The 21,556-nt window shown below is 53.2% G+C and carries 20 protein-coding genes; 4 read left to right on the plus strand and 16 right to left on the minus strand.

What is annotated here, in order from left to right; genetic code table 11:
• Nucleotides 1-76: 76 nt before the first annotated feature.
• Together MKY12_RS30445 and MKY12_RS30450 are read right to left on the minus strand one after the other, a co-directional pair.
• Nucleotides 77-2,068 carry an FAD-dependent oxidoreductase gene (locus MKY12_RS30445; protein ID WP_209868738.1) on the minus strand — a complete coding sequence of 664 codons (1,992 nt, stop codon included), beginning with the start codon at nt 2,066-2,068 and terminating at the stop codon, nt 77-79.
• 139 nt (nt 2,069-2,207) lie between these two features.
• Nucleotides 2,208-3,029, minus strand: coding sequence for a MerR family transcriptional regulator (locus MKY12_RS30450; RefSeq protein ID WP_339312018.1), 822 nt, complete (start codon nt 3,027-3,029; stop codon nt 2,208-2,210).
• Nucleotides 3,030-3,234: 205 nt separating this feature from the next.
• Between MKY12_RS30450 and MKY12_RS30455 the strand changes: the two genes are divergently transcribed.
• Complete coding sequence (locus MKY12_RS30455; protein ID WP_339312020.1) at nt 3,235-4,338, plus strand: UvrB/UvrC motif-containing protein; 1,104 nt, start codon at nt 3,235-3,237, stop codon at nt 4,336-4,338.
• Nucleotides 4,339-4,358: 20 nt separating this feature from the next.
• Here MKY12_RS30455 and MKY12_RS30460 read toward each other — a convergent pair whose 3' ends face one another.
• The 3 genes from MKY12_RS30460 to MKY12_RS30470 all read right to left on the minus strand — a co-directional run bounded on the left by MKY12_RS30460 (nt 4,359) and on the right by MKY12_RS30470 (nt 6,498).
• The gene (locus tag MKY12_RS30460) at nt 4,359-5,594 is read right to left on the minus strand and encodes an alpha/beta hydrolase (protein WP_339312022.1); all 1,236 of its coding nucleotides are present in this window, start codon (nt 5,592-5,594) and stop codon (nt 4,359-4,361) included.
• A gap of 132 nt (nt 5,595-5,726) precedes the next feature.
• Nucleotides 5,727-6,161, minus strand: a complete 435-nt coding sequence (locus MKY12_RS30465) for a DUF3021 family protein (RefSeq protein WP_036722777.1) — start codon at nt 6,159-6,161, stop codon at nt 5,727-5,729.
• Between the two features lie 16 nt (nt 6,162-6,177).
• A complete protein-coding gene (locus tag MKY12_RS30470) occupies nt 6,178-6,498 on the minus strand; it encodes a LytTR family DNA-binding domain-containing protein (protein WP_235191764.1) in 321 nt (106 codons plus the stop codon).
• Nucleotides 6,499-6,919: 421 nt separating this feature from the next.
• Here MKY12_RS30470 and MKY12_RS30475 point away from each other — a divergent pair, with 421 nt between their 5' ends.
• Nucleotides 6,920-7,351, plus strand: a complete 432-nt coding sequence (locus tag MKY12_RS30475) for a hypothetical protein (RefSeq protein WP_209868748.1) — start codon at nt 6,920-6,922, stop codon at nt 7,349-7,351.
• A gap of 779 nt (nt 7,352-8,130) precedes the next feature.
• On the opposite strand, the gene MKY12_RS30480 is transcribed toward MKY12_RS30475, so the two are convergent.
• The 7 genes from MKY12_RS30480 to MKY12_RS30510 all read right to left on the minus strand — a co-directional run bounded on the left by MKY12_RS30480 (nt 8,131) and on the right by MKY12_RS30510 (nt 15,845).
• Nucleotides 8,131-8,931, minus strand: coding sequence for an ABC transporter ATP-binding protein (locus tag MKY12_RS30480; RefSeq protein ID WP_339312025.1), 801 nt, complete (start codon nt 8,929-8,931; stop codon nt 8,131-8,133).
• The gene (locus tag MKY12_RS30485; protein WP_339312027.1) at nt 8,931-9,962 is read right to left on the minus strand and encodes an iron chelate uptake ABC transporter family permease subunit; all 1,032 of its coding nucleotides are present in this window, start codon (nt 9,960-9,962) and stop codon (nt 8,931-8,933) included. The genes MKY12_RS30480 and MKY12_RS30485 overlap by 1 nt, the downstream gene beginning before the upstream one ends.
• The gene (locus MKY12_RS30490; RefSeq protein WP_036722784.1) at nt 9,959-10,999 is read right to left on the minus strand and encodes an iron ABC transporter permease; all 1,041 of its coding nucleotides are present in this window, start codon (nt 10,997-10,999) and stop codon (nt 9,959-9,961) included. Before MKY12_RS30490 ends, MKY12_RS30485 begins: the two co-directional genes overlap by 4 nt.
• Nucleotides 10,996-12,087: an iron-siderophore ABC transporter substrate-binding protein gene (locus MKY12_RS30495; protein WP_209868755.1), complete on the minus strand. Its 1,092-nt coding sequence runs from the start codon at nt 12,085-12,087 to the stop codon at nt 10,996-10,998. Before MKY12_RS30495 ends, MKY12_RS30490 begins: the two co-directional genes overlap by 4 nt.
• A 207-nt stretch (nt 12,088-12,294) precedes the next feature.
• Nucleotides 12,295-13,923, minus strand: coding sequence for a copper amine oxidase N-terminal domain-containing protein (locus tag MKY12_RS30500; protein ID WP_339312030.1), 1,629 nt, complete (start codon nt 13,921-13,923; stop codon nt 12,295-12,297).
• Between the two features lie 354 nt (nt 13,924-14,277).
• Nucleotides 14,278-15,132, minus strand: a complete 855-nt coding sequence (locus MKY12_RS30505) for an SDR family oxidoreductase (protein ID WP_339312032.1) — start codon at nt 15,130-15,132, stop codon at nt 14,278-14,280.
• A 128-nt stretch (nt 15,133-15,260) separates the two neighbouring features.
• The gene (locus MKY12_RS30510) at nt 15,261-15,845 is read right to left on the minus strand and encodes an NAD(P)H-dependent oxidoreductase (protein WP_339312034.1); all 585 of its coding nucleotides are present in this window, start codon (nt 15,843-15,845) and stop codon (nt 15,261-15,263) included.
• Between the two features lie 121 nt (nt 15,846-15,966).
• Here MKY12_RS30510 and MKY12_RS30515 point away from each other — a divergent pair, with 121 nt between their 5' ends.
• Complete coding sequence (locus tag MKY12_RS30515; RefSeq protein WP_339312036.1) at nt 15,967-16,401, plus strand: MarR family transcriptional regulator; 435 nt, start codon at nt 15,967-15,969, stop codon at nt 16,399-16,401.
• 29 nt (nt 16,402-16,430) lie between these two features.
• On the opposite strand, the gene MKY12_RS30520 is transcribed toward MKY12_RS30515, so the two are convergent.
• The 4 genes from MKY12_RS30520 to MKY12_RS30535 form a co-directional block, all read right to left on the minus strand.
• On the minus strand, nt 16,431-17,852 hold the full coding sequence (locus tag MKY12_RS30520) for a DHA2 family efflux MFS transporter permease subunit (RefSeq protein ID WP_339312037.1): 1,422 nt from the start codon (nt 17,850-17,852) through the stop codon (nt 16,431-16,433).
• Nucleotides 17,853-17,911: 59 nt separating this feature from the next.
• Complete coding sequence (locus tag MKY12_RS30525) at nt 17,912-18,661, minus strand: ABC transporter permease (RefSeq protein ID WP_339312039.1); 750 nt, start codon at nt 18,659-18,661, stop codon at nt 17,912-17,914.
• The gene (locus MKY12_RS30530; protein WP_339312041.1) at nt 18,658-19,584 is read right to left on the minus strand and encodes an ABC transporter ATP-binding protein; all 927 of its coding nucleotides are present in this window, start codon (nt 19,582-19,584) and stop codon (nt 18,658-18,660) included. The genes MKY12_RS30525 and MKY12_RS30530 overlap by 4 nt, the downstream gene beginning before the upstream one ends.
• A 69-nt stretch (nt 19,585-19,653) precedes the next feature.
• Nucleotides 19,654-20,124 carry a hypothetical protein gene (locus MKY12_RS30535; protein WP_339252229.1) on the minus strand — a complete coding sequence of 157 codons (471 nt, stop codon included), beginning with the start codon at nt 20,122-20,124 and terminating at the stop codon, nt 19,654-19,656.
• Between the two features lie 379 nt (nt 20,125-20,503).
• On the opposite strand from MKY12_RS30535, the gene MKY12_RS30540 reads away from it, so the two are divergent.
• Nucleotides 20,504-21,544 carry a stalk domain-containing protein gene (locus tag MKY12_RS30540; protein WP_339312043.1) on the plus strand — a complete coding sequence of 347 codons (1,041 nt, stop codon included), beginning with the start codon at nt 20,504-20,506 and terminating at the stop codon, nt 21,542-21,544.
• Nucleotides 21,545-21,556 lie beyond the last annotated feature (12 nt).

Raw genomic sequence — 21,556 nt, forward strand, 5'->3', positions numbered from 1 at the left:
CGGACGCTCCTCTTCTCGCGCGTAAAGTTCAGGACAACTCTTTATCGGCAAAAAGAGGAAAATTACTTATAAAGGGCTATTCCTTAGCCAATGCGCCCGCTGCCGCATCCTCGCCGCCAAGCCGCCCGGAGGTGAAGGAGTAGCCCAGTCCAACGCCGTTGCCTACATAGGTATCATTGAAAAGCACCCCTTCGGACTCCACGCCCACGGCGTACAGCCCTTTGACCGGCAGACGCTTATCATTCAGCACCTGGAACTTGGTATTGACCAGCAGACCGCCTACTGAACAGAGGTTGTTGATCTCGGCAATAACGGCGTAATACGGCCCGCTGCTGCCCATAGGAACCAGATATTCCTTCGCCTTGCCGAACTCCGTATCGGTGCCCGTCTTCGCTGCTTCCTCATAGAGCTTGAACTCAGCGGTAAATACTTCAGGGTCCATCCCTGCATTCTTCGCCAGCTCCTCAAGTGTATTGCCCTTGAAGCCGTCGCCGTTCGCTACCATGGATTCGAAGACTTTATCGGCATCCTTCCATGGCTGCTCCAGCGTGAACTTGTCTGTATAGGAGGCATAGAATTCCGGCGGCATGCCCGGAAGCTTAGGTGCCTGAACCCCCTTCATCCCCTTGGCCTTAAGGGCATCCAGCTGCGCCTGCGAGACAATCACCAGATGATATGCTCCGTTAAAAGCACTGGTATTCGCTGCCGCAACCGCTGTAAGCGTCGCCGCTTCATCTCTGAATCTCGCGCCCGAAGGGCCGACATTCATCAGGGTTGGCAGGTAAGACAGCATCATCGGATAGCTGGCTTCAAACGGCTCATACTGCGTCTTCAGCTTGTCTGTAGCTCTGGCCAGCGTCTGGTGCAGCATCTGCCCGCCGAAGTTGTCCGGCACCTTCGCGCCGATCTCCCAGGACATCTTCAGCCCTTCACCGATGTTCTGCCCAAGCCCGCCATTGACGCCTTCGAAGCCGAAGGCTTCCTTAACCATCTCTTTATTCCCGGCATACCCGCCGGTAGCCATTACAACGCTTGCCCCTGCAATCTCCAGCGTTGTTCCGTCAGACTTCTTGGCCACGACTCCGGTCACCTCTCCATTAGCGCCAGTCATCAGCTTCTGCGCGGTGGCCTCCGTGATCACCTGTCCGCCGCCCTTCTCTACGGATGCTGCAAGCATCTTGCGCAGCAGCTCCTGGCGGGTCTCATAAGGAGGCAGCATATGGAGCTGTTCCCCGGCGAAGTTCAGGAAGGTGGTGGTGTAGCCCTTGCCGGTCAGCCAGTCATAGGTCTCGCCCGACTTCGTAACGTATTGGCGGATCGCCGCCGCATCCACACGCCAGTGATTGTTCACGATCCAGTCGGCAATCTCCTTCTCGACTTCTACTTTCAGCCCGCTGCTTAGCGCGGCCGAGGAGTTGTAGAATTTGCCCGCCCAGGACAGGTTGCTCGCGCCGCCGATCGTCGCTGTTTTCTCGATCAGGATCACCTTCGCGCCCTTATCCGCTGCCGATACCGCTGCCGACACACCGGACGCACCTGCACCAACCACGACCACATCTGCGGACAGCTGCTCGGTCTTGCCTTCTCCCGATTTCACTACAGCCTTTGTTTTAAAAGCCTCCACATTGCCGCCCGCCTGCTTAAGCGCATCCTCCACAGCGGTCAGAATCGCCTTGCTGGACTCAGACGCACCGCTGACGGCATCAATATTCAGGGTCTGGCCGGATAGAATCTCCTCCTTGACCTTGTTGATCGCCTCTACCCCGATTCCGGCGGTTTCGTTCTGGCTGACCACATTGATTCCGGTAATGACCGAATGATCGTCAAGAGTCACCTCAACCTGAATCTTGCCATCCTTGCCTTCAGCCTCTGCTTTATAGGTTCCCGCTTTGAAGTCTGCCGGTACAGCACTTGTATCCGCTGGCTGTGACGCCTGCGGCGAAGCGGACGGCTGCTCTGAAGCTGCCGGTGCGGCGGAATTGTTACCGCTGCAGCCGCTTAGTAGCGACAGGACCAATACCAGACATACGGTGATTAGGAACACTCGTTTTGTTGCTTGCTTACGCATCAATTTCTCCCCCTGTGTGGTTAATGCAGCCCCGTTTCTCTCTAATGGGACTGTTGACTACCGCACAAAGTGTAAACCTTGGTACTGTACCAAGGTCAATGAACAATATGTGAAACTTTTCTCAAAGTAGGGTGAACGCTTACTCCGCTTCAACCGGAATATTAATCTCCAAATACGTTTTGCTGCCGTTACCCGTGCGCTCAGTGAACAGGATTTTACCGCTGATATCCCCGCTAATCTTATAATTCCTTGCCTGCACATACTCTAGCATGAACCCGAAGGCTCCCCGCTCCAGGTAATCCTCATGGCCGCTGACAATGACGGCAGAGATGCAGGTCGCCGGCTCCAGAACCTCCACACTGTCATTCAGGCAGACCCCGAGCTTCATCTGATCCTCCGCAAGCAGGCCAAGTCCCCAGCTATACTCCAGCTCCCCTAGTCCACAGACGCATTCGCCTGCCTTATTCTCCACCCGGAAGGAATAAAAGGTGAACGGCAGCAGCTCCATCCATGCCTGGACCGTGTCTTTGAGATCCTCCTTTTGCAGCAAATGATTCTTGTTCGTCTGCTGAATCCGGTACATCCCCGGCACCTGTTTCATCTTGCACGTATATAGAGATGCGCTGACCTGCGCCAGCTCCGCCTGAATATCCTGAATCTTGCCGAGCAGCAGCCTGCTGCGCCGGATCTCCTCCTCCAGCTGCATACCCGCGGCAGCAATCGATTCCATCACTTGCTCACACGGCGCGTCCTTAATCAATCCGGCTACATCCTGAAGCGGAATCTGCATGCTCCGGTACCATCTGCTCGTCAATAGATTCCGCGCATCCAAATCATTGAAATACCTGTAGTTATTATGATGATCCTTCATCGGCCGGACAATATCATGTTTCTCATATAAGCGCAGTGTATCTGCCGTCACTCCAAGAATGGATGCAAATTCACCGATCGAATACTTCATCAGCAGCCCCCCAGCTTACTTGATCGCATACGCTCATGCCTGTCGTTCATGTCATTAATGATAGAGGGTTTGACCAGGAGACATTGTGGGTTATGTCACACCGCTTCTGTCTGAGCACTGAGCGGAGCTTTTCCTGTCGCAGGTGGCGGTGGCATGGTCTATACTTGAAGGATACGGAAGAATTTGACGAACGGAGGCGGCTGCCATGCCCGCACATCTAACAGACAAGGTCGCCAGCCTGCCCTTGACGCCTGGCGTATACCTGATGAAGGACGGCCTGGGCCATGTGATTTATGTCGGCAAGGCGAAGCAGCTGAGGAAGCGGGTCCAGTCTTATTTTTATAATAATAAGGGACATTCGCCCAAGGTGAAGCAGCTGGTTAAGCATATCCGTGATCTGGACTACCGGCTGACCGACACGGAGCTGGAGGCCTTCATGCTGGAATGTCAGCTGATCAAAGAGATCAAGCCGATGTATAACCGCAAAATGAAAAATCCGCTCGCCTACAGCTACATTTCCATCGTGGACAAAGCACCTTACCGGCAGATTGAGATCGGCTACGAGCCAAGTACAGAGGCAGGCGGCCTCGTCTATGGCCCTTATACCAGCCGGAGTACGGTCGAAAGGGCGGTGCTGGGCATCAAAGAATCACAGCGCATTCTGTGCAGCAGCCCCCATTCCCGCAACTCACGGTGCCTGAACCATTCGCTGGGCTTATGCATCGGCATGTGCGGGGGCGGGGAGGCAGCTGTGGCACAGTATGAAGCCGTTATAGACGAGATTATTTGCTTACTGGAAGGCAGAGACAGCGTAATTATAACCGGACTGGAAGCCCGCATGGAGGAAGCTGCGCTGCGGTTCGACTTCGAGACCGCCGCCAAATTCCGCGATTATCTGGGGGCGGTTCACTCGCTGCTGCAGAAGGAGCAAGTGATCGAATTCACCGGAGCCAACAAGAATATTATCGTGCTGGAGCCAGTAGACGAGCACTCCCATAAGCTAATCCTGATCAAGGGCAGCGTCATCCTCTTCCGCACCCTGCTGGCAACGGAAGCCCTGAATGAAGGGCAGCTCACCGGGATGATCGCTGCATCCGCCCGGGAGGTCTTCCGCAGCAGCAGCCAGACCGCCGCTACGGAAGAGATGAGCCGCCACAAGATCGACGAGGCACAGATCATCTACAGCTACCTGAAGAGCAGCTCCAGCCATTATCTGCTCGTCCCGCCAGAGTGGCTGGAGGATGAGGGTGTGACGGGGTTAGAGGAAGGGATAGCGGAACTGGTTCAGTCATCTGTCTTGGATATGTAGAGGATGATTCTGCATCCCCTTTAATACACCGCCTGCGGCGCAAACCGCCCGGTGCCTTTTAACGTATAGTCATAGAATTCAAGAATTAGCCTGTTCATGGTCTCAATACAGTAATACTTATCGATATCCGCCTGCCCGCGCTGCAACATATTCGCAAGGATGGGGGAGAACAGCGGCAGATCGGTCAGGCTCAAGTGCTTGGCTCCCTCAAAATGAACGGTATACGCATCCTTGAAGTTCGGATTGCCAGTGTTATTCGCCGCATAAGCCGAGTTCTTCCCGAGCTGTCTCCACACATCGTCCGTGTATATGTTCAGCAGCGGTACGCGGTAAGGCTCATCTTTGGCCGCCAGATCATTCATCTTCCGGTCATACACCAGCTCGGTGAAGAACGGGGCATCCAGATTGACAACGGCATCCACATCGCTGCGCTCCCGGCCGAGCGCCACGCTTGCCGCACCCCCCATGGAGTGGCCGATTACGCCAATGTGCTCCATATTGATGCGTTGGTACACGGGGTCATAGTCCCTTCCCGCCTTCTTCAGGATATTATCGATTACCAGATTCATATCCCCGGTCCGCAGCTTCATCCATTTTTGCGTAAGGCCGTACAGCTCCTCCATGGTGTAAATCCCGTCTTTGTTGGAATCGTTAACTTCCCGCATATAATCAGCATTAATCATAGTGACCTTCCCGTCCACGCTCTGTGTATAAAAGGAATGGTAAGGATGATCGACGGATGCCACAACATAGCCGTGACTGGCCAGCTCCGTGAAGGTTGAAGCGTTGCTCTCTCTAACCCCAAAGGCGCCATGGGAAAAGACGATCAGCGGGTACGTTCCCTCCGCGTGGCCGGGATACCAGAACTCCACATTCACCCTCCGGCGCTCTCCGGTATCCGTAAATCCCTCCATCCGGTTAGGGTCCGTATAGGTGTACACAGCCGTTCTGACCTCATATTCCCCGGTCACTTCAGGTGCACGGTACTGCGGGAATAGAATAGGCGGGATAAGTGAGATTAGCAGCGCCACAGCGGTTAGCAGCCTTTTCCACACCCGGGTTGAACGTCTGGACGGTCTCACGCCTGTCTTCTTGCGGAGCAGATCAACCGAGCCTTTCAGCGCAAAAATAAACAGCAATGCCGCCAGCAATCCCCAACTAAAACCCCACTCGATCACAGGGGACAATGTCAGAATAACGAATACGATAAACAGGGTAATTCTAATCCAGCTTAAGAGCTTGATGCGGCTGTACATAGGGATAATTCTCCTTTTCGCGTGAGGTGATGAATTCATCATAAAAAACTGCGAAAAGGGTGTATACCCATTTACGGTAAGCTGTAGCTACAGGGCAATAAGATGCATAAAAGCGCGACATTACCTACGGAATCACCCGCGAATGTCCTGCTTCACAGCCTTCAGTCTCTCATTAATCTGCTCCGCTTCCTTCTTATCCTTCTCATAGGACAGCAGACGGACAATGGCATAGACTACAGCGATTTGCAGGGCAAACAGAAGTGCAGCGGACACACTGGCTACAACTCCGATCAGGCTGGCAAGGGCAATCAACAGAATCTCCAGCAGGAGAAAATGAATCACAATTCTAACACGCATCGCCTGCTCGCTTACCTCGTTAGGAGCGTACAACATCATGCCTGTCAAGGCTCCAAGCAGGGAGAATCCCATAATCGTATAGATGGATATCAGATCAAAGGCGAGTTCCGGCATAAAAATCTGCCGCAGCACCGTAATGATAATGATGATGGATGCGAAGATAACCAGAAAATCGCGGATGATATCTTTGACAACCTCAGAACGCTTCATGCTGTGATCCCCTCCTTTATAATCCAAGTCTTTGTTTCAGTACGGGCACATACTGTCTTGAAATGACTACACGTTCCCCATTATCAAGCAGTGCTGTGAACCTGCCGCTGAGGGACGGACGCACACTTTCGATCTTGGCGATATTCAGAATCGTGGATTTGGAGGCGCGAAAACAGTTCTTGTCCCGGCACAGCTCCTCCAGCTCATACAGCTTCTGCTTCACTTCATGCACCTGGTTCTCGCTGTAGACAAACACTTTGCCGTCCACGGCTTCGAAATAATAGACGTCACTGAGCTTGATGCGGCTGACCCGCTCTTCCTGGACTCCCAGGAGCACAAGGGTCTCTGCCTTAAGCTTATGTACAATCTCACTGATCTCTTCGTTTGCTTCATAGCATCTGATGATGATTTCCTCTTGCTGCTCCCTGCTGATATGCTCGATGGAAATTTTGATAGGATCACCTGCGTTAATTCAGATTTGAAGATCTGTTGCCTAATTAATGTACATGATACGGGAACCGCCACCAAGCAAGGACTGGAAATTCGGGTATTTTTGCATGGTACTAAAGTAACACATTATATAAATTAATGGAGTACAATCTTTATCTTTGATAAATTTGGGCCCTTATCAATATATATACAAACGAAAATAAAGCCTCCCCAAAAGACACGCTGCTTTATATGACTTTATTTGTAGTATAAAGTCGAATAGTGTAATAAATACAGAAGCGGACTATTCTGCCGCAGATCAAGTAATTATGCCAATGAATGATACGGGCGGTTTACCCTGGCTTTGTCATTATTACAGCACTAATAATCTTCAAAGTTATGCAATAGCAAGTTATGAGTCTATGAACTATAATTGGATTGGAGACAATAACTCACACGGCGAACCGCAAGGAGCTCATGTTTTTAAGAGCGGAATCTCACGGACCCAGCCTGGGTTTGTGATGGCAAAAAATGCCGTAGATCTGTTCGATCATTCTTACGCGAGTTTTAGACAGGCGCAATACTTAATGTTGGCTGAAGCTGGTTCATCAGGTTTTGCAGGAGCTATATTTCTTTGGAGTCCTGCAGGATGGATTCTTGCGGGAGGAGGAATGGCAGTTCTTGCAGGTGTAACTATTAATAATTTCAATACTGCAAAAAAAGATATGCAGAAGGCGTACACTTATATCACCCAAATTTAAAATTCACGAGTAAGGTTTGATCACCTATGTTTTTAAAGATATTTATAGTAATTGGTATTGCCTGGCTTATGTTTTATAGTGTATACTCGGCCTACAAAAAAGACCGTAGTCCTAAAAACACATCTTTGAGCTTTGTCATTACTTTTACCTTGTTCGGTGTTTCGCTTCTGTTGGCAGATAAGACTGATTATTCATATATACTGGTGTTAATCAGCATAGCTATTCTTATTCATAATATCAGTATCTTCTTCGGTAAACGGAGAAAGAAATAAAGCATACAAAAACCGTTCCATTAGGAGCGGTTTTTTGTATGCTTTATTAGTTTAATTCCCATTTAACATTGAAAAAACCGAAAATTATTGTGATAAAAGTATCGTTCCATCAACTAAATAATTGAGTGAAATTACATTAACGCCAAATAATTTTAAATGATGCTCAGGAGCATGTATTTATCAGAACAAAATCACCCTAACAGGTGAAGGATGCTGGCGCCTCATCGCATTCTGGTGGCAAATATCCAGCCCCTATGTTTTTTCTCTCTCACCGACCGCTTGCATAAAGCATTGTTGCACATTTTGCAGGATTTCTCTATTAAGGTTACTGAATGCGGGTACAATGTTGCATTATTTGCACAAATTCTGGTGCAGAAAGCAAGTTAGTGGCTGACTTTGTTGCACTTCGTGCAGGATTTCGGTATATACCGCTCCTGTTGGGCTGCATTGTTGCACTTCTTGCAGGATTTCTCAAAAAATGTTACTCGCTGGCAGCCTTGTGTACGCTTAGTTGTTATGATACCGCCCCCGCGGCACAACCAGCGGGGAACCGGAGACCGGGTCAGGAATGACAGTGCTGTCCAGTCCGAAGATCTCTTTGACCCGCCCGCTGGTGATGACCTCTGCGGGTGAACCCTCCGCCACCAGCCTGCCGGAATGCAGCGCAAAGATATGGTCGGCATACCGGGCGGACAGGTTGATATCATGCAGCACCATGACAATGGTGGTTCCGTGCTTGCGGTTCAGATCGGTCAGCAGGTCCAGAATCTCCACCTGGTAGGTGATATCCAGGAAGGTGGTCGGCTCGTCCAGGAACAGGATGTCGGTCTGCTGGGCCAGGGCCATCGCAATCCAGACCCGCTGCTGCTGGCCGCCGGAGAGCTCATCGATATTACGGTTAGCGAATTCGGTAATATTCATAATCTCCATCGCTTCGGCCACGGCCTCGTAATCCTTCCGGGACCAGCCTCCAAGCAGGGACTGGTGGGGGAATCTGCCGCGTCCCACCAGATCGGCAACCGATATTCCTTCCGGCACAATCGGGGATTGCGGCAGCAGCCCGATCACCCGGGCCAGCGCTTTGGCCGAAATCTGCGAGATCGGCTTGCCGTCCAGCGTCACCTGGCCTGCGGTGTGCTTGATCAGCCGGGCCATGGTTTTGAGCAGGGTGGATTTCCCGCAGCCGTTCGCTCCGATAATCACGCTGATCTGCCGATCGGGGATCACCAGGTCTACCCCATGAATAATCGTCTTATTCTCATAGCCTGCTACAACCTGTTCAGCTCCAAATACATGTGCCTTGTTCATTATAACTCTCCCTTTCGATTCATGCGGATTAACAGGAAGATCAGATAAGGCGCTCCGAGTAATCCGGTAATGATGCCTACAGGGAATCTGTACTCAAAAGCAAATTGTCCAATCAGATCGGACGCCAGGACCAGATTCACGCCGACCAGACCTGCGGGGATGATGCTGGAAGCGCCGGTACCCACTAGTCTTTTGGCAATCGGCCCTGACAGGAAGGAGACAAACGCAATAGGTCCGGTAGTAGCCGTAGCCATCGCCACCATGCAGACAGAGCTGACAATCAGTGCAATTCGGGTCCGGTCGGTGCGGACTCCAAGCGAGGTAGCCGACTGCTCCCCCAGCTCCAGAATACTCAGATGCTTACCCAGCAGGATGATGATTGGCGAACAGATCAGCACGATGATCACCAGTGGAGGAAGCTCGCGCATCTGTGAGCCGTTGAGACTGCCGGTCAGCCAGCGGACCGCTGAAGGGATGTCCTTCTCGGAGCCGATCAGCAGCAGGTAGGAGATCACGGCATCCAGCATCGCCTGAAGGCCGATTCCAATCAGAATTAACCGCCCGATGGAGAAGGTTCTTCCCCTGGAGAGCACGTAGATCAGCAGCACGGTGGCAAGGCCAGCGATTACCGAAGCAACAGAGACTACAGCTCCGCTGGATTGAAGGATAACGATACAGTATACCGCAGCCGCACTCGATCCTGAGGTAATGCCAATGACATTCGGATTCGCCAGCGGATTGCGCAGCATCGTCTGGAAGGTGTACCCGGCAATCCCGAAGGCGAATCCGGCAAAAAGACCCGCCAGCATCCGCGGCAGCCGGATCACATTCACAGCGAAGGAGACACCCTTCAGCTCTTCGCCGGAGATTGCGCGAATGACCTCCGAGGCAGGATAGATGGTATTCCCGAGCAGCAGCATCGCGCAGCACAGTACACAGGCAAGTACGGCAAGCAGGCTGGTAACAATCAAGCCCCGGCGCTGTCTCTGACGTCTGCCCGCCATAATAAATTCAATCGTTTCATTTCTCATAAGGACCGCACTTTCGACTTCATCGCTAATAGAATCAGGATCGGTGCCCCTACAAAGGCTGTGACTACACCGACTTCAAGCTCTCCGGGGCTTCCAATCAGCCGGCCGCCTACATCGGAGACCGTGAGAATAATAGCCCCGGTGACCGCTGACATCGGGATCACGAACCGCAGGTCCGAGCCGAGGATCAGCCGGATTACGTGAGTGGACAAGAGGCCAATGAACCCGATAGGCCCGGCCAGTGCCGTCACTGCTCCGCATAATAATACCCCGGCCAGCGCTGCTATAAGCCGCAGTGTCCCTGTGCGGACCCCGAGTCCGGTCGCCACATCATCGCCCAGGGCCAGCGCATTCAGGGCCGGAGCCGTGATGAAGGCAATCAGCATGCCGATCAGCAGGAACGGAAGGAAGGTTGTAATGCCGCTCCAGGTCCCCGCACCCACGCTGCCCACCTGCCAGAACCGGAACTGGTCCATGACGTAAGCGCGCGGAATCATGATAGCGGTAACCAGAGAGGACAGAGCCGCGCTGATGGCAGCACCCGCCAGAACGAGCTTAATGGGCGTGGCTCCGCCACGCCCCATTGAGCCGATTCCGAATACGAAGACCGCTGTAATTGCAGCTCCGGCTAAGGCTAACCATATATATTGGCCCGCAGTGCTTATGTTCAGGAAAGCAATTCCGCAGACCACGAACAAAGAGGCTCCCGTGTTCACCCCGAGGATGCTGGGATCGGCAATCGGGTTACGGGTCACCGCCTGCATCAAGGCTCCCGATACGCCGAGCGCCCCGCCGCACATCAGGCTGAACACCGTCCGGGAGATCCGCTTGCGCACCACGTTTGCCCCATAGCTGTCCACTTCTGGACGGAAAAGCCCGTCCATCAGCTCATTCCAGCCTACATGACGGGCTCCCAGTACCAGTGAGGCAATGATGCACAGGACCAGCAGGACCATGCAGCTCACCAGCACCAGGATGAAATTCTTCGGCATATGCAATTTTAGCTTGTTATCGTCCGAGACCGGTGAACTCATCATTTTATTTTATCGATAGCTCCCCCAATTAAGGCAAGGTATTCATCAATCGTATACGCAATGGACAGCGGGTTCGGTGTTCCGGCAGCAACCAGCGGAGTATCACTGTCGATAAAAGCTACCGATCCCCGTTCAATGGCCGGGATTTTGCCGATCAGTGAATCTGCCTGAAGCGTCTTAAGCAATTCGTCATTGCCATAACCTACGATCAGATCTGCATCATACAGGGCTTCCACATTCTCGGAGCTTAAGCTGAGCGAGTAGCTGGTAGGGTCTGTAATCTGTTTGGTAATGCTCTCGGGATATATCATCCCCAGCTCATACAGAAATGCGACCCGGGAATCCACAGGTGTATAAATATGCAGTTTCGACAAATCCTCAGCGGAGAAATTGACCCAGACTACTTTTTTGCCGGCAATCTGCGGATATTTGCTCAGCTTGTCCTTAACCAGGGCTTCAGTGTCCTTGATGAGCTGCTCGCCTTCAGGCTTCATACCCATGCCTTCTGCGTTCAGCAGCACCTGCTCACGCCATGTCGTAGCCCAAGCAGCCGTCGGGTAAGCTACCACTGGAGCGATCTGGCTCAGGGTCTCATAATCTTCCTTCGTTAGGCCCGAGTACGCGGCCAGAATAACATCCGGGTTGGCGTCAGAGATCGCCTCGAAATCAAGACCATCGGTATCCTGGAACACATTCGGATCAGTTACATTCAGCTCCTTGAGCTTATCAGCGGTCCAAGGCAGCAGCCCGCTGCCATCCTGCACGCCAAAGTTCGCAGCCGAGAAGCCTACAGGGACAACGCCCAGAGCCAGAGCCACATCATGGTTAGCCCACTGCACAGTAACTACGCGTTCCGGCTTGCTTTTAATTACAGCTTCACCAAGCGCATGCTTGATGGTAATCGGATAGGTCACAGCATCCTGCGCCGCTGGTGCTTCTGTGCTTGCTGCTTCGCTAGTTGCAGCTGCTGTCGGTGCCGGGGAAGGTGAAGCAGCTGAATTCGACTGGTTGGAGGAACAGCCTGCCAGCACTATAGTTAGCGCTAATGGAATGAATAATGTCTTGAAAGAGAACTTTTTGGTACGGTTCATGTGTGGACCCTTCCTTATCTGAATAGGTTTTTTATACGATAATGAGAATCATTATCGATAAATATATACGTGTCTGGACAGGTTGTCAATGTAAAATCTGGATTCCGCGCTCAACAAAAGCCCGCAAGCGGCACTAGTTACAGTGAGCCGCTTGCGAGCTTGGTCTAATCCTGGCCTCATATAGAAGGTTAACTTCCGTTCACAAAATCACATGCTCTTAGTCAACGTAATAGACTGATCGGCATTGCCCCATTGTACGTTCCAGCCCAGTAATTCGGTGATGAAACGAAGGGGAACTACGGTTCTGTTGTCGTCGTTCACAAAGACCTTGGCGCCGACGGATTTTCTCATGCCGTTGACTTCCATGAAGTCTTTGTTCATCCAGAATACCAGGGTGTCGCTGCCTGCTGTAATGGTAACCTGCTGCGCCTGCTTGTCCCATTTCACATCTGCCCCGATGCCTTCACTCAGATAACGAAGCGGGATGTAGGTCATTCCGCTCCAGATGAACGGCTTGGTATCCATTTGAGTTACTTTTCCGTTAATGTTCAGGACGCCGCTGCCCACCTTCATCCAGACCTTGGTCATTGCAGCAGAACCTGCTGGTGTTGCAGGTACCGTTGCTGCCGTATCCTGGAACTTATCGTTGAACTGCGTAACAATCGCATTGCCCAACGCTTGGCCTACCCCGAACATCGTCTTGTAGCCCTCGCGGTTCGTCTTGTACGATGCGTCATAGTTGCCCGCTGCGTATTGCGTAAGCACCTGCTGCACTTGATTCTCGTGGGTGGTCAATGCGGATTGTCCCGCTGACTTCGGCAGGTTGCCTGCTGTAGCCGAATCAAGGAAGGCTGCAAATTCAGTGGTGAAGCCTGTGATACGCGCTTCTACTGCTGCTTTAGCCGCTGCATCATTGTTCTTCACTGCCGCTGTGAAATCAGCCTGGGCATTCACATGATTCGTGACCCAGATCTTCTCGAAGGCCGCTGCCCCCTCTGCACCATAGATAGAAGCAATTGCTGCCTTGAAGTCTGCCGTATTCATGGCCTCGGCTGCAAGCAGCGCATTGGAAGCGGCTCTTCCGTCATATTGCTCCTGCATTTGCAGGACGGACAGAGCAAAGTGTTCACCCGCTAACTGGTTGAGTGCGGATCTCAGATCAGCAGCTTTGGTATCTGCCTTGGTATTCTCGAATTTAGCAGGCATTTGCGTAGTAATCGCACTGGACAAGGCTTTGCTGATACTGAACATTTCTGCATAACCCTTACGGTAAGCTTCATACGCGCCCTTGTAGTCACCGGCTGCATAATCCTCGAACACTTCCTGGACATGGTTCTCATGACTGCGGATAACCTGCATCGCGGCAGCTGCCGGAAGCTTGCCCTCTGTTGCCGTGCCGAGGAAATTTCCGAACTCGTCTACAAAGCCGCTTACTTTATCTTCTGCAGCTTGGACGGCTGCGGTGTCCTTGTTCTTCGTCGCCTTCACCAGATCGTCGGTGTACTTGTTATGAGCGCGGAAAATCCGTTCAAATTCAGCTGCACCTGCATCACCGTAAAGTGAAGCAATGGCGGGCTGCATATCGAGCGCGTTCTGATCAAGCGCCTGGTAGGCCGCTGCCGCATCCTTAGTACCGTCATAAGCCTTTGTCATTGCGGTTACGGCAAGGGTGAAATGCTCGGAGAGCAAATAATCCAGGCCCGCTCTCAGCTCGGCTGCCGGTGTATTCACCGAAGCCTTCATCATGGTGGCTGCCGGGGCTGCCTCCGCACCTGCCAGCGCAGGTATCATCAGGGTCAAGCTTAATATCGGAACGACTAATTTCTTCATCTTCATCTCAATTCACTCCTTAGGTTGGGGTAATATGTGGTGTTCACGTTGCCTGTCTGCCTGTTTGTCTGTACATACACTGAAACGCAGGGGATTCAGGTTTGGATCACAATCCCGGCAAAAAAAATAAACACCACCCCCAACCTTCGTCCCCCAACCCGCTTGTATCTCTAGCCGCGGCGCGGCTTACACCGCATTTTGCTCCCTCTGATCTACATCCGGCCCGCGCGTCTCCCGCTCAGATCATGCAAACGCAAAAAAAGGCTGCCTGCCGGTTGCCAAACAACCGGTATAGGACAGCCTCTTCTCATAGCAGGCCCTGCCAGAGTATAACTGGCGGGCTTGTTCAACCAACAGTGATTAACCCAGCAACGCGCGTACGCCTTCACTCAGCGGGGTAAGCGGACGGTTCAGCAGCTTCACGAGGTCGCCGCTCTCGATATTCAGCGCGCCATCACGGATGGCTGCCTGAATGGCAACGACGATTGGCAGCGCCGCTTCCGGCACGCCTGCACCTGCCATAATCTTCGCATAGGCGGTGTCATCCACCTGCTGCACAGCAACCTCCTGGCCCAGAACCTCGCCGACCACTGCTGCCAGCTCTGCCTGGGTAAGCGGAGTACCGGACAATTCGTAGATGACACTCTCACGGCTCTCTCCAGCCAGAACAGCAGCCGCCGCTTCAGCATAATCACTGCGCGTAGCCCAGCCTACCTTGCCGCCTTCGGCAGAGGTCAGCCATGGAGCGCCGGCCTTCACGGCCTGAATGGAGCCGACTTCGTTCTCCAGGTACCAGTTGTTGCGCAGGAAAGCATACGGAATGCCGGATTCACGGATGAACTCTTCTGTGGCACGGTGTACCGGTGCCAGGAACAGGGAACTGTTATCGGCATCGCCTACACTGGTGTAGACGATGAAGCCTACACCTGCACGGACAGCTGCGTCTACAGCTGCCTTATGCTGGCGGATACGGGTGTCGTTGTCGCCGTCAGCCGAGACGATCAGCATGCGCTCCACTCCGGCAAAGGCGGTGTCCAGCGTCTCCGGCTGATCGAAATCACCATGACGGACATCGACCCCGCGCGCCTTCAGGGCTTCTGCCTTCTCCGGGTTTCTGACACTGGCTACAATATTCCCAGCGGGTACGGTCTTCAGCAGAGTCTCTGCTACGATGGAACCAAATTTGCCTGTTGCTCCTGTTAATGCGATTGTCATCTCATATTCCTCCATTTGGGTTCTTGTATTTCAATCTCAGCTATAAGCTCTCGTTGACATCGGTAATCATCACTCATGTAACCATTGTAGTTACAAGTTGGCCGGATGTCAAATAGATTGTTCAAGATTCACCCCACTGTCTTGAAATAGCGGTAGATCTGCTCCAGCTTCTTGCTATGTTTCCCCTTCTTGCTCTCCATGTTACCGAATTCGAAGAACTTCACCTTACGGATGCCCACGTAGTTGAACAGGGCTTTGCGCATCAGTATCTTATGCGAGTTCCCCAGCCACAGCATCGGGTAGTGGGTCGGCCCCTTCATGCTGGAGATGCAGATCACGCTCTTCCCCTTGAGCAGCCCCTCCGGCAAAAGTCCGCCCTTATCCCGGTAGGCGAAGCCCGATGCAAACATCCGGTCGATGTAGCCCATCAGCATCGCTGGCGGGCGTCCCCACCAGATCGGATAGACCAGGACGATCTGATCGGCCCACAGCAGCTGCTCCCTGTACTCTGCCAGCTCCGGTTCCCGGTACATATCCCGTCTGCGCCGATTCTCATTGAACACCAGGACCGGATCGAATCCGGCCTCATACAGATCAAGCACCTTCACTTCCGTAATCTTCGCATTCTCCTTGCTGCCGCGCAGCACTTCCTCCAGGAAGGCGTAGCTCAGGCTCTTATGGTTCGGATGGGTGTAGATCACAAGTGTATTCATCAGTGTTATTCCCCTTTAGTTGTCATTTGATAACAAAAACATACCACAGCCGCAAATTACTTGTCAAATGATAATTGTTTTTTGATAATTATTCTGGTATTGTGACCTCTGAGGTGATCTTATGGACAACAACCATCTATTCCAGAAATTCATAGCCTTCACTGCCGCCGTCCATCAAATAACGAACGATATTTCCAAAGATGTCAATTCGGACGGCTTAACGCCGCTGCAATATAAGATTGTTGAATACATCGCCGTCAGCCAGCCTGTTACGCTCAGCGAGATCAGCGACTGCATGAACATGTCGATGCCCAATACGAGCCGGGAGCTGAAGAAGCTCAGCGAAAAAGGGTTATGCACCCGCATCACCGACCCCGCTGACCGCCGCAGGCAGGGCATTACACTCTCCGCCGCAGGCGAGGCGTTGATGAGTGAGGCCTTCGGACAGATCGCTGTCCGGTTCGAGCAGCGGATTGCCGCCCTGAGCGCTGAGGAACGCAAAGAGACCGAGCGGGCGCTCGATCTCTTGCAGCAGAAGGTATTTTATTTGAGCTGAGCATACATCCTATCTCCATACATGAGCGATTATTTCACAGCGACGCCCTTCGCGGGAATCTCCGCAGGGATCTCTTCCTTCCGCCGGATGAAGAAGGACAGGATCAGTGCAACCACTGCGGCTCCTGTGGTGACCATGGAAGCGACATTCATCCCGTGAATTAAGCGATGGACATCGCCCGTCTGCTTCAGGCCGCCGCCGCTGTAGGTCATTATAGTTACAAGCAGGGCGGTTCCGATGGAACCAGCGACGGTACGCAGTGTGGTATTCACGGGAATCCCGTGGCGGATCAGAGCCGGCGGCAGGGAATTCATTCCACTGGTGACGACGGGCAGCAGGGTCAGACTGACACCGACCATCCGCAGGGAGTAGCCCACCATCAGGAACGTATAGGACGTATGCTCCGTCAGATTGGAGAACAACAGTGCAGAGATGACCGTCAGGCTGATTCCGGTGATCACCATCGTTCTGGCACCTATTTTGTCAAAAATCTTCCCCGCTATGGGGGACATGATGCAGATGAGTATCGCACCGGGCAGCAGCATCAGACCCGACTTGAGCGCGGTGTAGCCAAGCATGGTCTGCATATAGAGCGGCAGCAGGAGCTGCGCGCTCAGCATGATAATCATCAGGATCATACTGATTACAGTAGCCATGGTAAAAGCAGGACTGGTGAACACCCGCAGCTCCAGCAGAGGATTCTCCATCGTTAACTGCCGCCAGACGAAGAGGCCGAGCGCAATGAAGCCGACTGCGAGGGAGATCAGCACCTCGGTGCTCCCCCATCCTTTGCTGCCGGAGACGCTGAAGCCATACAGCACGCCGCCGAAGCCGAGCGAGGACAACGTCATGGATAAAGCGTCGGCCTTGCTTTTTACCTGTGGCGTAACGTTCTTCACGAGAAATACCCCAAGGAGCGTAAGCAGCAGCGAGCAAGGAGCGAGAATATAGAACAGTAGCCGCCAGGAATGATCCTCCACGAGCCAGCCGTTCAGCACAGGTCCGATCGCCGGAGCGAAATTAACCGCAAGTCCGATCATTCCCATCGTGAACCCCCGCCGAGCAACCGGGATCAGGATGAACGTCAGTGTCTGCACCAGGGGGAGCATGATGCCCACTCCAACCGCCTGCACAATTCTTCCCGTAAGCAGCAGGCCGAAGCCCGGGGAGACCGCACACAGAAGCGTTCCCGCAGTCAGCATCCCCATCGCAAAGACGAATACCTGCTTGGTGGTGAACCGCTGAATAAGATAAGCTGTAATCGGAACCACAATCCCCGTCACCAGTGCAAAAGCGGTCGTTAACCACTGCACAGTGCTCGCAGACAACCGGAACTCACCCATAATGTTCGGCAGCGCCGTATTCAGCGAGGATTGATTCAATAGCCCTGCCATTGTCCCGATAATTAGAATAGCCATGATAAGGATCGTGCCCTTCGGTGCCTTTTCCATTTCTGTTCCCCTCCACTAATTAAAATCTGCAATAATAAAACTCTGCAATTCCACCCGACTTAGGTCTGGTCGGCATACCTCCACCAGGCAAGCGTGCCTATGAGGCCAACAGCGCCGGTGAGAAACGGAAGCATATGGCTAACCGTCTCCAGATGTGTGCTCTCCTCTCCTGAGGCACCGCTGAGCAGTCCGGGAATGGCCCACGGAATATACTCTACAATGCCCAGCGCCCCGCCGAACTGAGCGATCACAATAGTGAGCAGGACAATGCCCAGGGGATACAGAAAACCGCGTCCGATACAAGCCATCCACGCTACAGGGATGCTCAGAACAATCACCATGAGACAGATCTGTGCGTACCCGCTGAAGCCCTGAACAATGACCTCCAGACTCCATCCGTCCAAGCCGGTAAGCCATGCCGTGATGCACCCAGATAAGAACATGAACAAGGATAGAAATTCACATAATAACGTAGCAACAACGATCTTTGCAGCGGCCACCCCATACCGGGACAGCGGCAGGGCCAGCAGATCCTTCACCGTGCGGTCGGAATATTCCCGGCCGAAGCTCCAGCTGTACACGAACCCGAAGCCGATCAAGCCTCCCATGGAGACGACAATTCCCAGCTCCTTCAGAAATCCTGCCATATTGATCTCACCCTCAAAGGCGCTCTGGGAGCCACTGGTCCCGGAGAACACCAGCCCGATCATTACCGGCATCAGGATGCTGACCACAAGCGATATCACGAACAGCCTGGAACGGCGAAGCTTCAAGACCTCCACCCACAGGGCCGATAGCCATTGATTCATGGTCTCACTCCTCCTTCAGATCCAATGACTCTTAGAAAATAATGCTCCAAATCCTCTTCCTCCACCTGAATCAGCGTAGGCGGCATATCCGCATACACCAGCAGCTTGGAGATGTAATCCGGGTTCGTTACGGCACGTTCCTCCTGAAGCAGCAGTGTGCCCTCTGCATTCTGCTGCACCACATAGCCTGCCTGAGTAAGTCTGCTGCGGGCACTTGCCGGATCGCGGGTCTCTACCCGCAGACTCCTGCGGAGCAAGGGATGAAGATCCTTCACATCCGTCTCTTGCAGCAGCTTCCCTTGATGCACGATGCCAATTCTGCTCGTCAGCCTGGAGACTTCGTCAAGAATATGGCTGGAGATAAAAATCGTCACTCCCTGATCTGCCGCAAGCTCCCGGAGCAGTTCCCGTACCTCCACAATCCCCGCCGGGTCCAGCCCGTTCGTCGGCTCATCCAGAATCAGCACCTGCGGATGATGCAGCATGGCCTTGGCGAGGCCCAGCCGCTGCCCGTTACCGAGGGAGAGCGTCCCGGCCTTACGGTCCCGGTAAGCGGTAAGCTGGAGCCTGTCGATGATACTGTCAATGGCAGAGCGGCCCGGGATACCCCGCAGCCTGCGGATAATCTCCAGATTCTCGCGGACCGTAAGCTCAGGATAGGAGTAGGGGGTTTCGACCATGTACCCTACCTCCGCCCACAGCTTATGGCTGCCCGCATCGACGCGCCGTCCGAACAGGTAGGCCGACCCGGAATCGGGGCGGATCATGCCCAGGAGCATGCGGATGGTTGTAGTTTTGCCTGCTCCGTTCAGCCCAAGGAATCCGTAGATTTCGCCCGGGTTCACCTCGATCGACAGCCGATCCACAGCATGATGGCTGCCGAAATGCTTGGTTAATCCTTCTGTCTGAATGATTGCGTTCATCATCATCACTCCTATGCTTCTTTTAAAACTAACTAGTTGTTTATATTTAGTCCAAAGAAATAGCCGCCCTTACAGTAAAGACGGCTCCATGACGCCATGGATAATAAATTGTGTGATCTGACGGGTGGTCTGCTCTCTAATCTGCGGAGAGTCCAGACTGCCGAACAAGTGCTCAAATCTTGAAGAAGACTGCAGTGTCATTGCAATTACGTTCATGACTAGCATCGGAAAGAGCGCGGGGTCCAGATCCTGACGGAGAATTCCGTTCCTCTGGGCGGCTAGAGCAATCTCATGCATCTGGGGGTCATCATCCGGACGATAGGGAATCTGATTCCAGATCTTCCAGCCCTCTGCAGCTTCCCAAAACAGGATTCTCAGGTAACTCCGGTGCTCCAGCAAGAAGGAGACCGTCTGACGGGTCCAGTACTCCACGAAGTTTTTGAATGCGGCCGGGTCCTTTAGTAGCTGCTCATCCTTCAGCAACTCGCTGATGAACGAGCCGGTGATCTGCTCGCTAATCTGGTCAGCCCGCTTGACCACTTCCGTATATAGCCCTAGCTTGTCGCCATAATACTGATAGATCAGGCTTTTGTTATACCCTGATGCTTTCGCAATGGCATCGATCCGTGCTGCGGAGTAACCGGATTCGGCAAAAATCTCCTCCGCTGCATCCAGAATAATCGCCCGAGTGCGGGCGGCGTCGTATATTTTGGTGCTGCGTTTGCCCCCTGTTGTGGTTATGGTTTCCGCCTCCTTATTTCTAACTAACTGGTTGGATTATAATCTGTATTCTGGCGGACGTCAAGCGCAACTCCTGCAGCCTTGTCTGATCCTCGTTACCAACAATTGGCACAAAACCAATTCACACCAATCGCGTCTAACTGGAGAGAGTTAAATCTATCCATAAGGTGATGAATCCATGACAACAAGAACGACTATGCTGCTGTCTCTGCTTGGACTGGCCCTGACCGCTACGGCGGGCGGTTATGCCCATGCAGATGCAGCACCCTCACCCAAGTCCATCTCCATCTACCTGGACGGGCAGCAGCTCCAGCCGGAGACTCAGCCGCTCAACATCAGCGGGACTGTACTGGTTCCCATGCGCGGGCTGTTTGAAGCCCAAGGTGCTGAGCTCTCCTGGAACAATGCAAGCAAGACGGTAACTGCCGTCAAAGGCAGCAATGAACTCACCTATACCTTAGGCTCGTCCACAGCTCTGCTGAACGGAAAGACCGCCCAGCTGGCCGTACCGGGACAACTGTCGCAAGGCTACAGTATGATTCCTCTGCGCTTCGTTAGTGAAGCACTGGGCAGCCAAGTAACCTGGGAGCCGGCTTCGGGCTCCGTCCTTATCTCCTCGGCGTCCGCCTATGAGACCTCGGTCACCTGGGGGGTCAACCTGCGCAGCACCCCGGATGCCGGGAGCAGCACCACTAGCCTGGGCCTGCTGCCCGCCGGAAGCAAGGTTCATGTCATCCGTGAGGTTGATGCCCTCTGGCTGGAGGTGCGGACCGCAGATCATGTGAGAGGATATGTATCTTCCAAGCCGAAATTCACGGATTACAGAAGCCCCTCCCTGCTGCAGAAGCAAGGGGAAGCCCTGATTGCCTCAGGTAAAAAATACCTGAATACCCCTTATGAATTCGGCGCTTCTCCTGACCAGACAGATACGTTCGACTGTTCTTCTTTTGTGAAGCGTGTATTCGGGGATACGCTTGGGATTGAGCTTCCCCGCGTCTCTTATGATCAGGCACAGGAAGGCCGGAAGGTTGGCGTGGGCGAGCTGCGCACCGGAGATCTGCTGTTCTTCACCGCCAGGGGTCTCGACATCGGACATGTAGCCATCTATGCCGGAAATAACCGGATCCTGCATACCTACTCTAAGGAGCAGGGTGTACATATGGAGGATTTCAGCAGTAAGTGGAAGCAGCGGTTTGTTACCGCGCGGCGGATTTTATAGCGGGGAGAGAGA

It is taken from the genome of Paenibacillus sp. FSL M7-0896, from assembly GCF_037975415.1.
In the GTDB taxonomy this organism is placed as follows: Bacteria; Bacillota; Bacilli; order Paenibacillales; family Paenibacillaceae; genus Paenibacillus_AQ; species Paenibacillus_AQ silagei.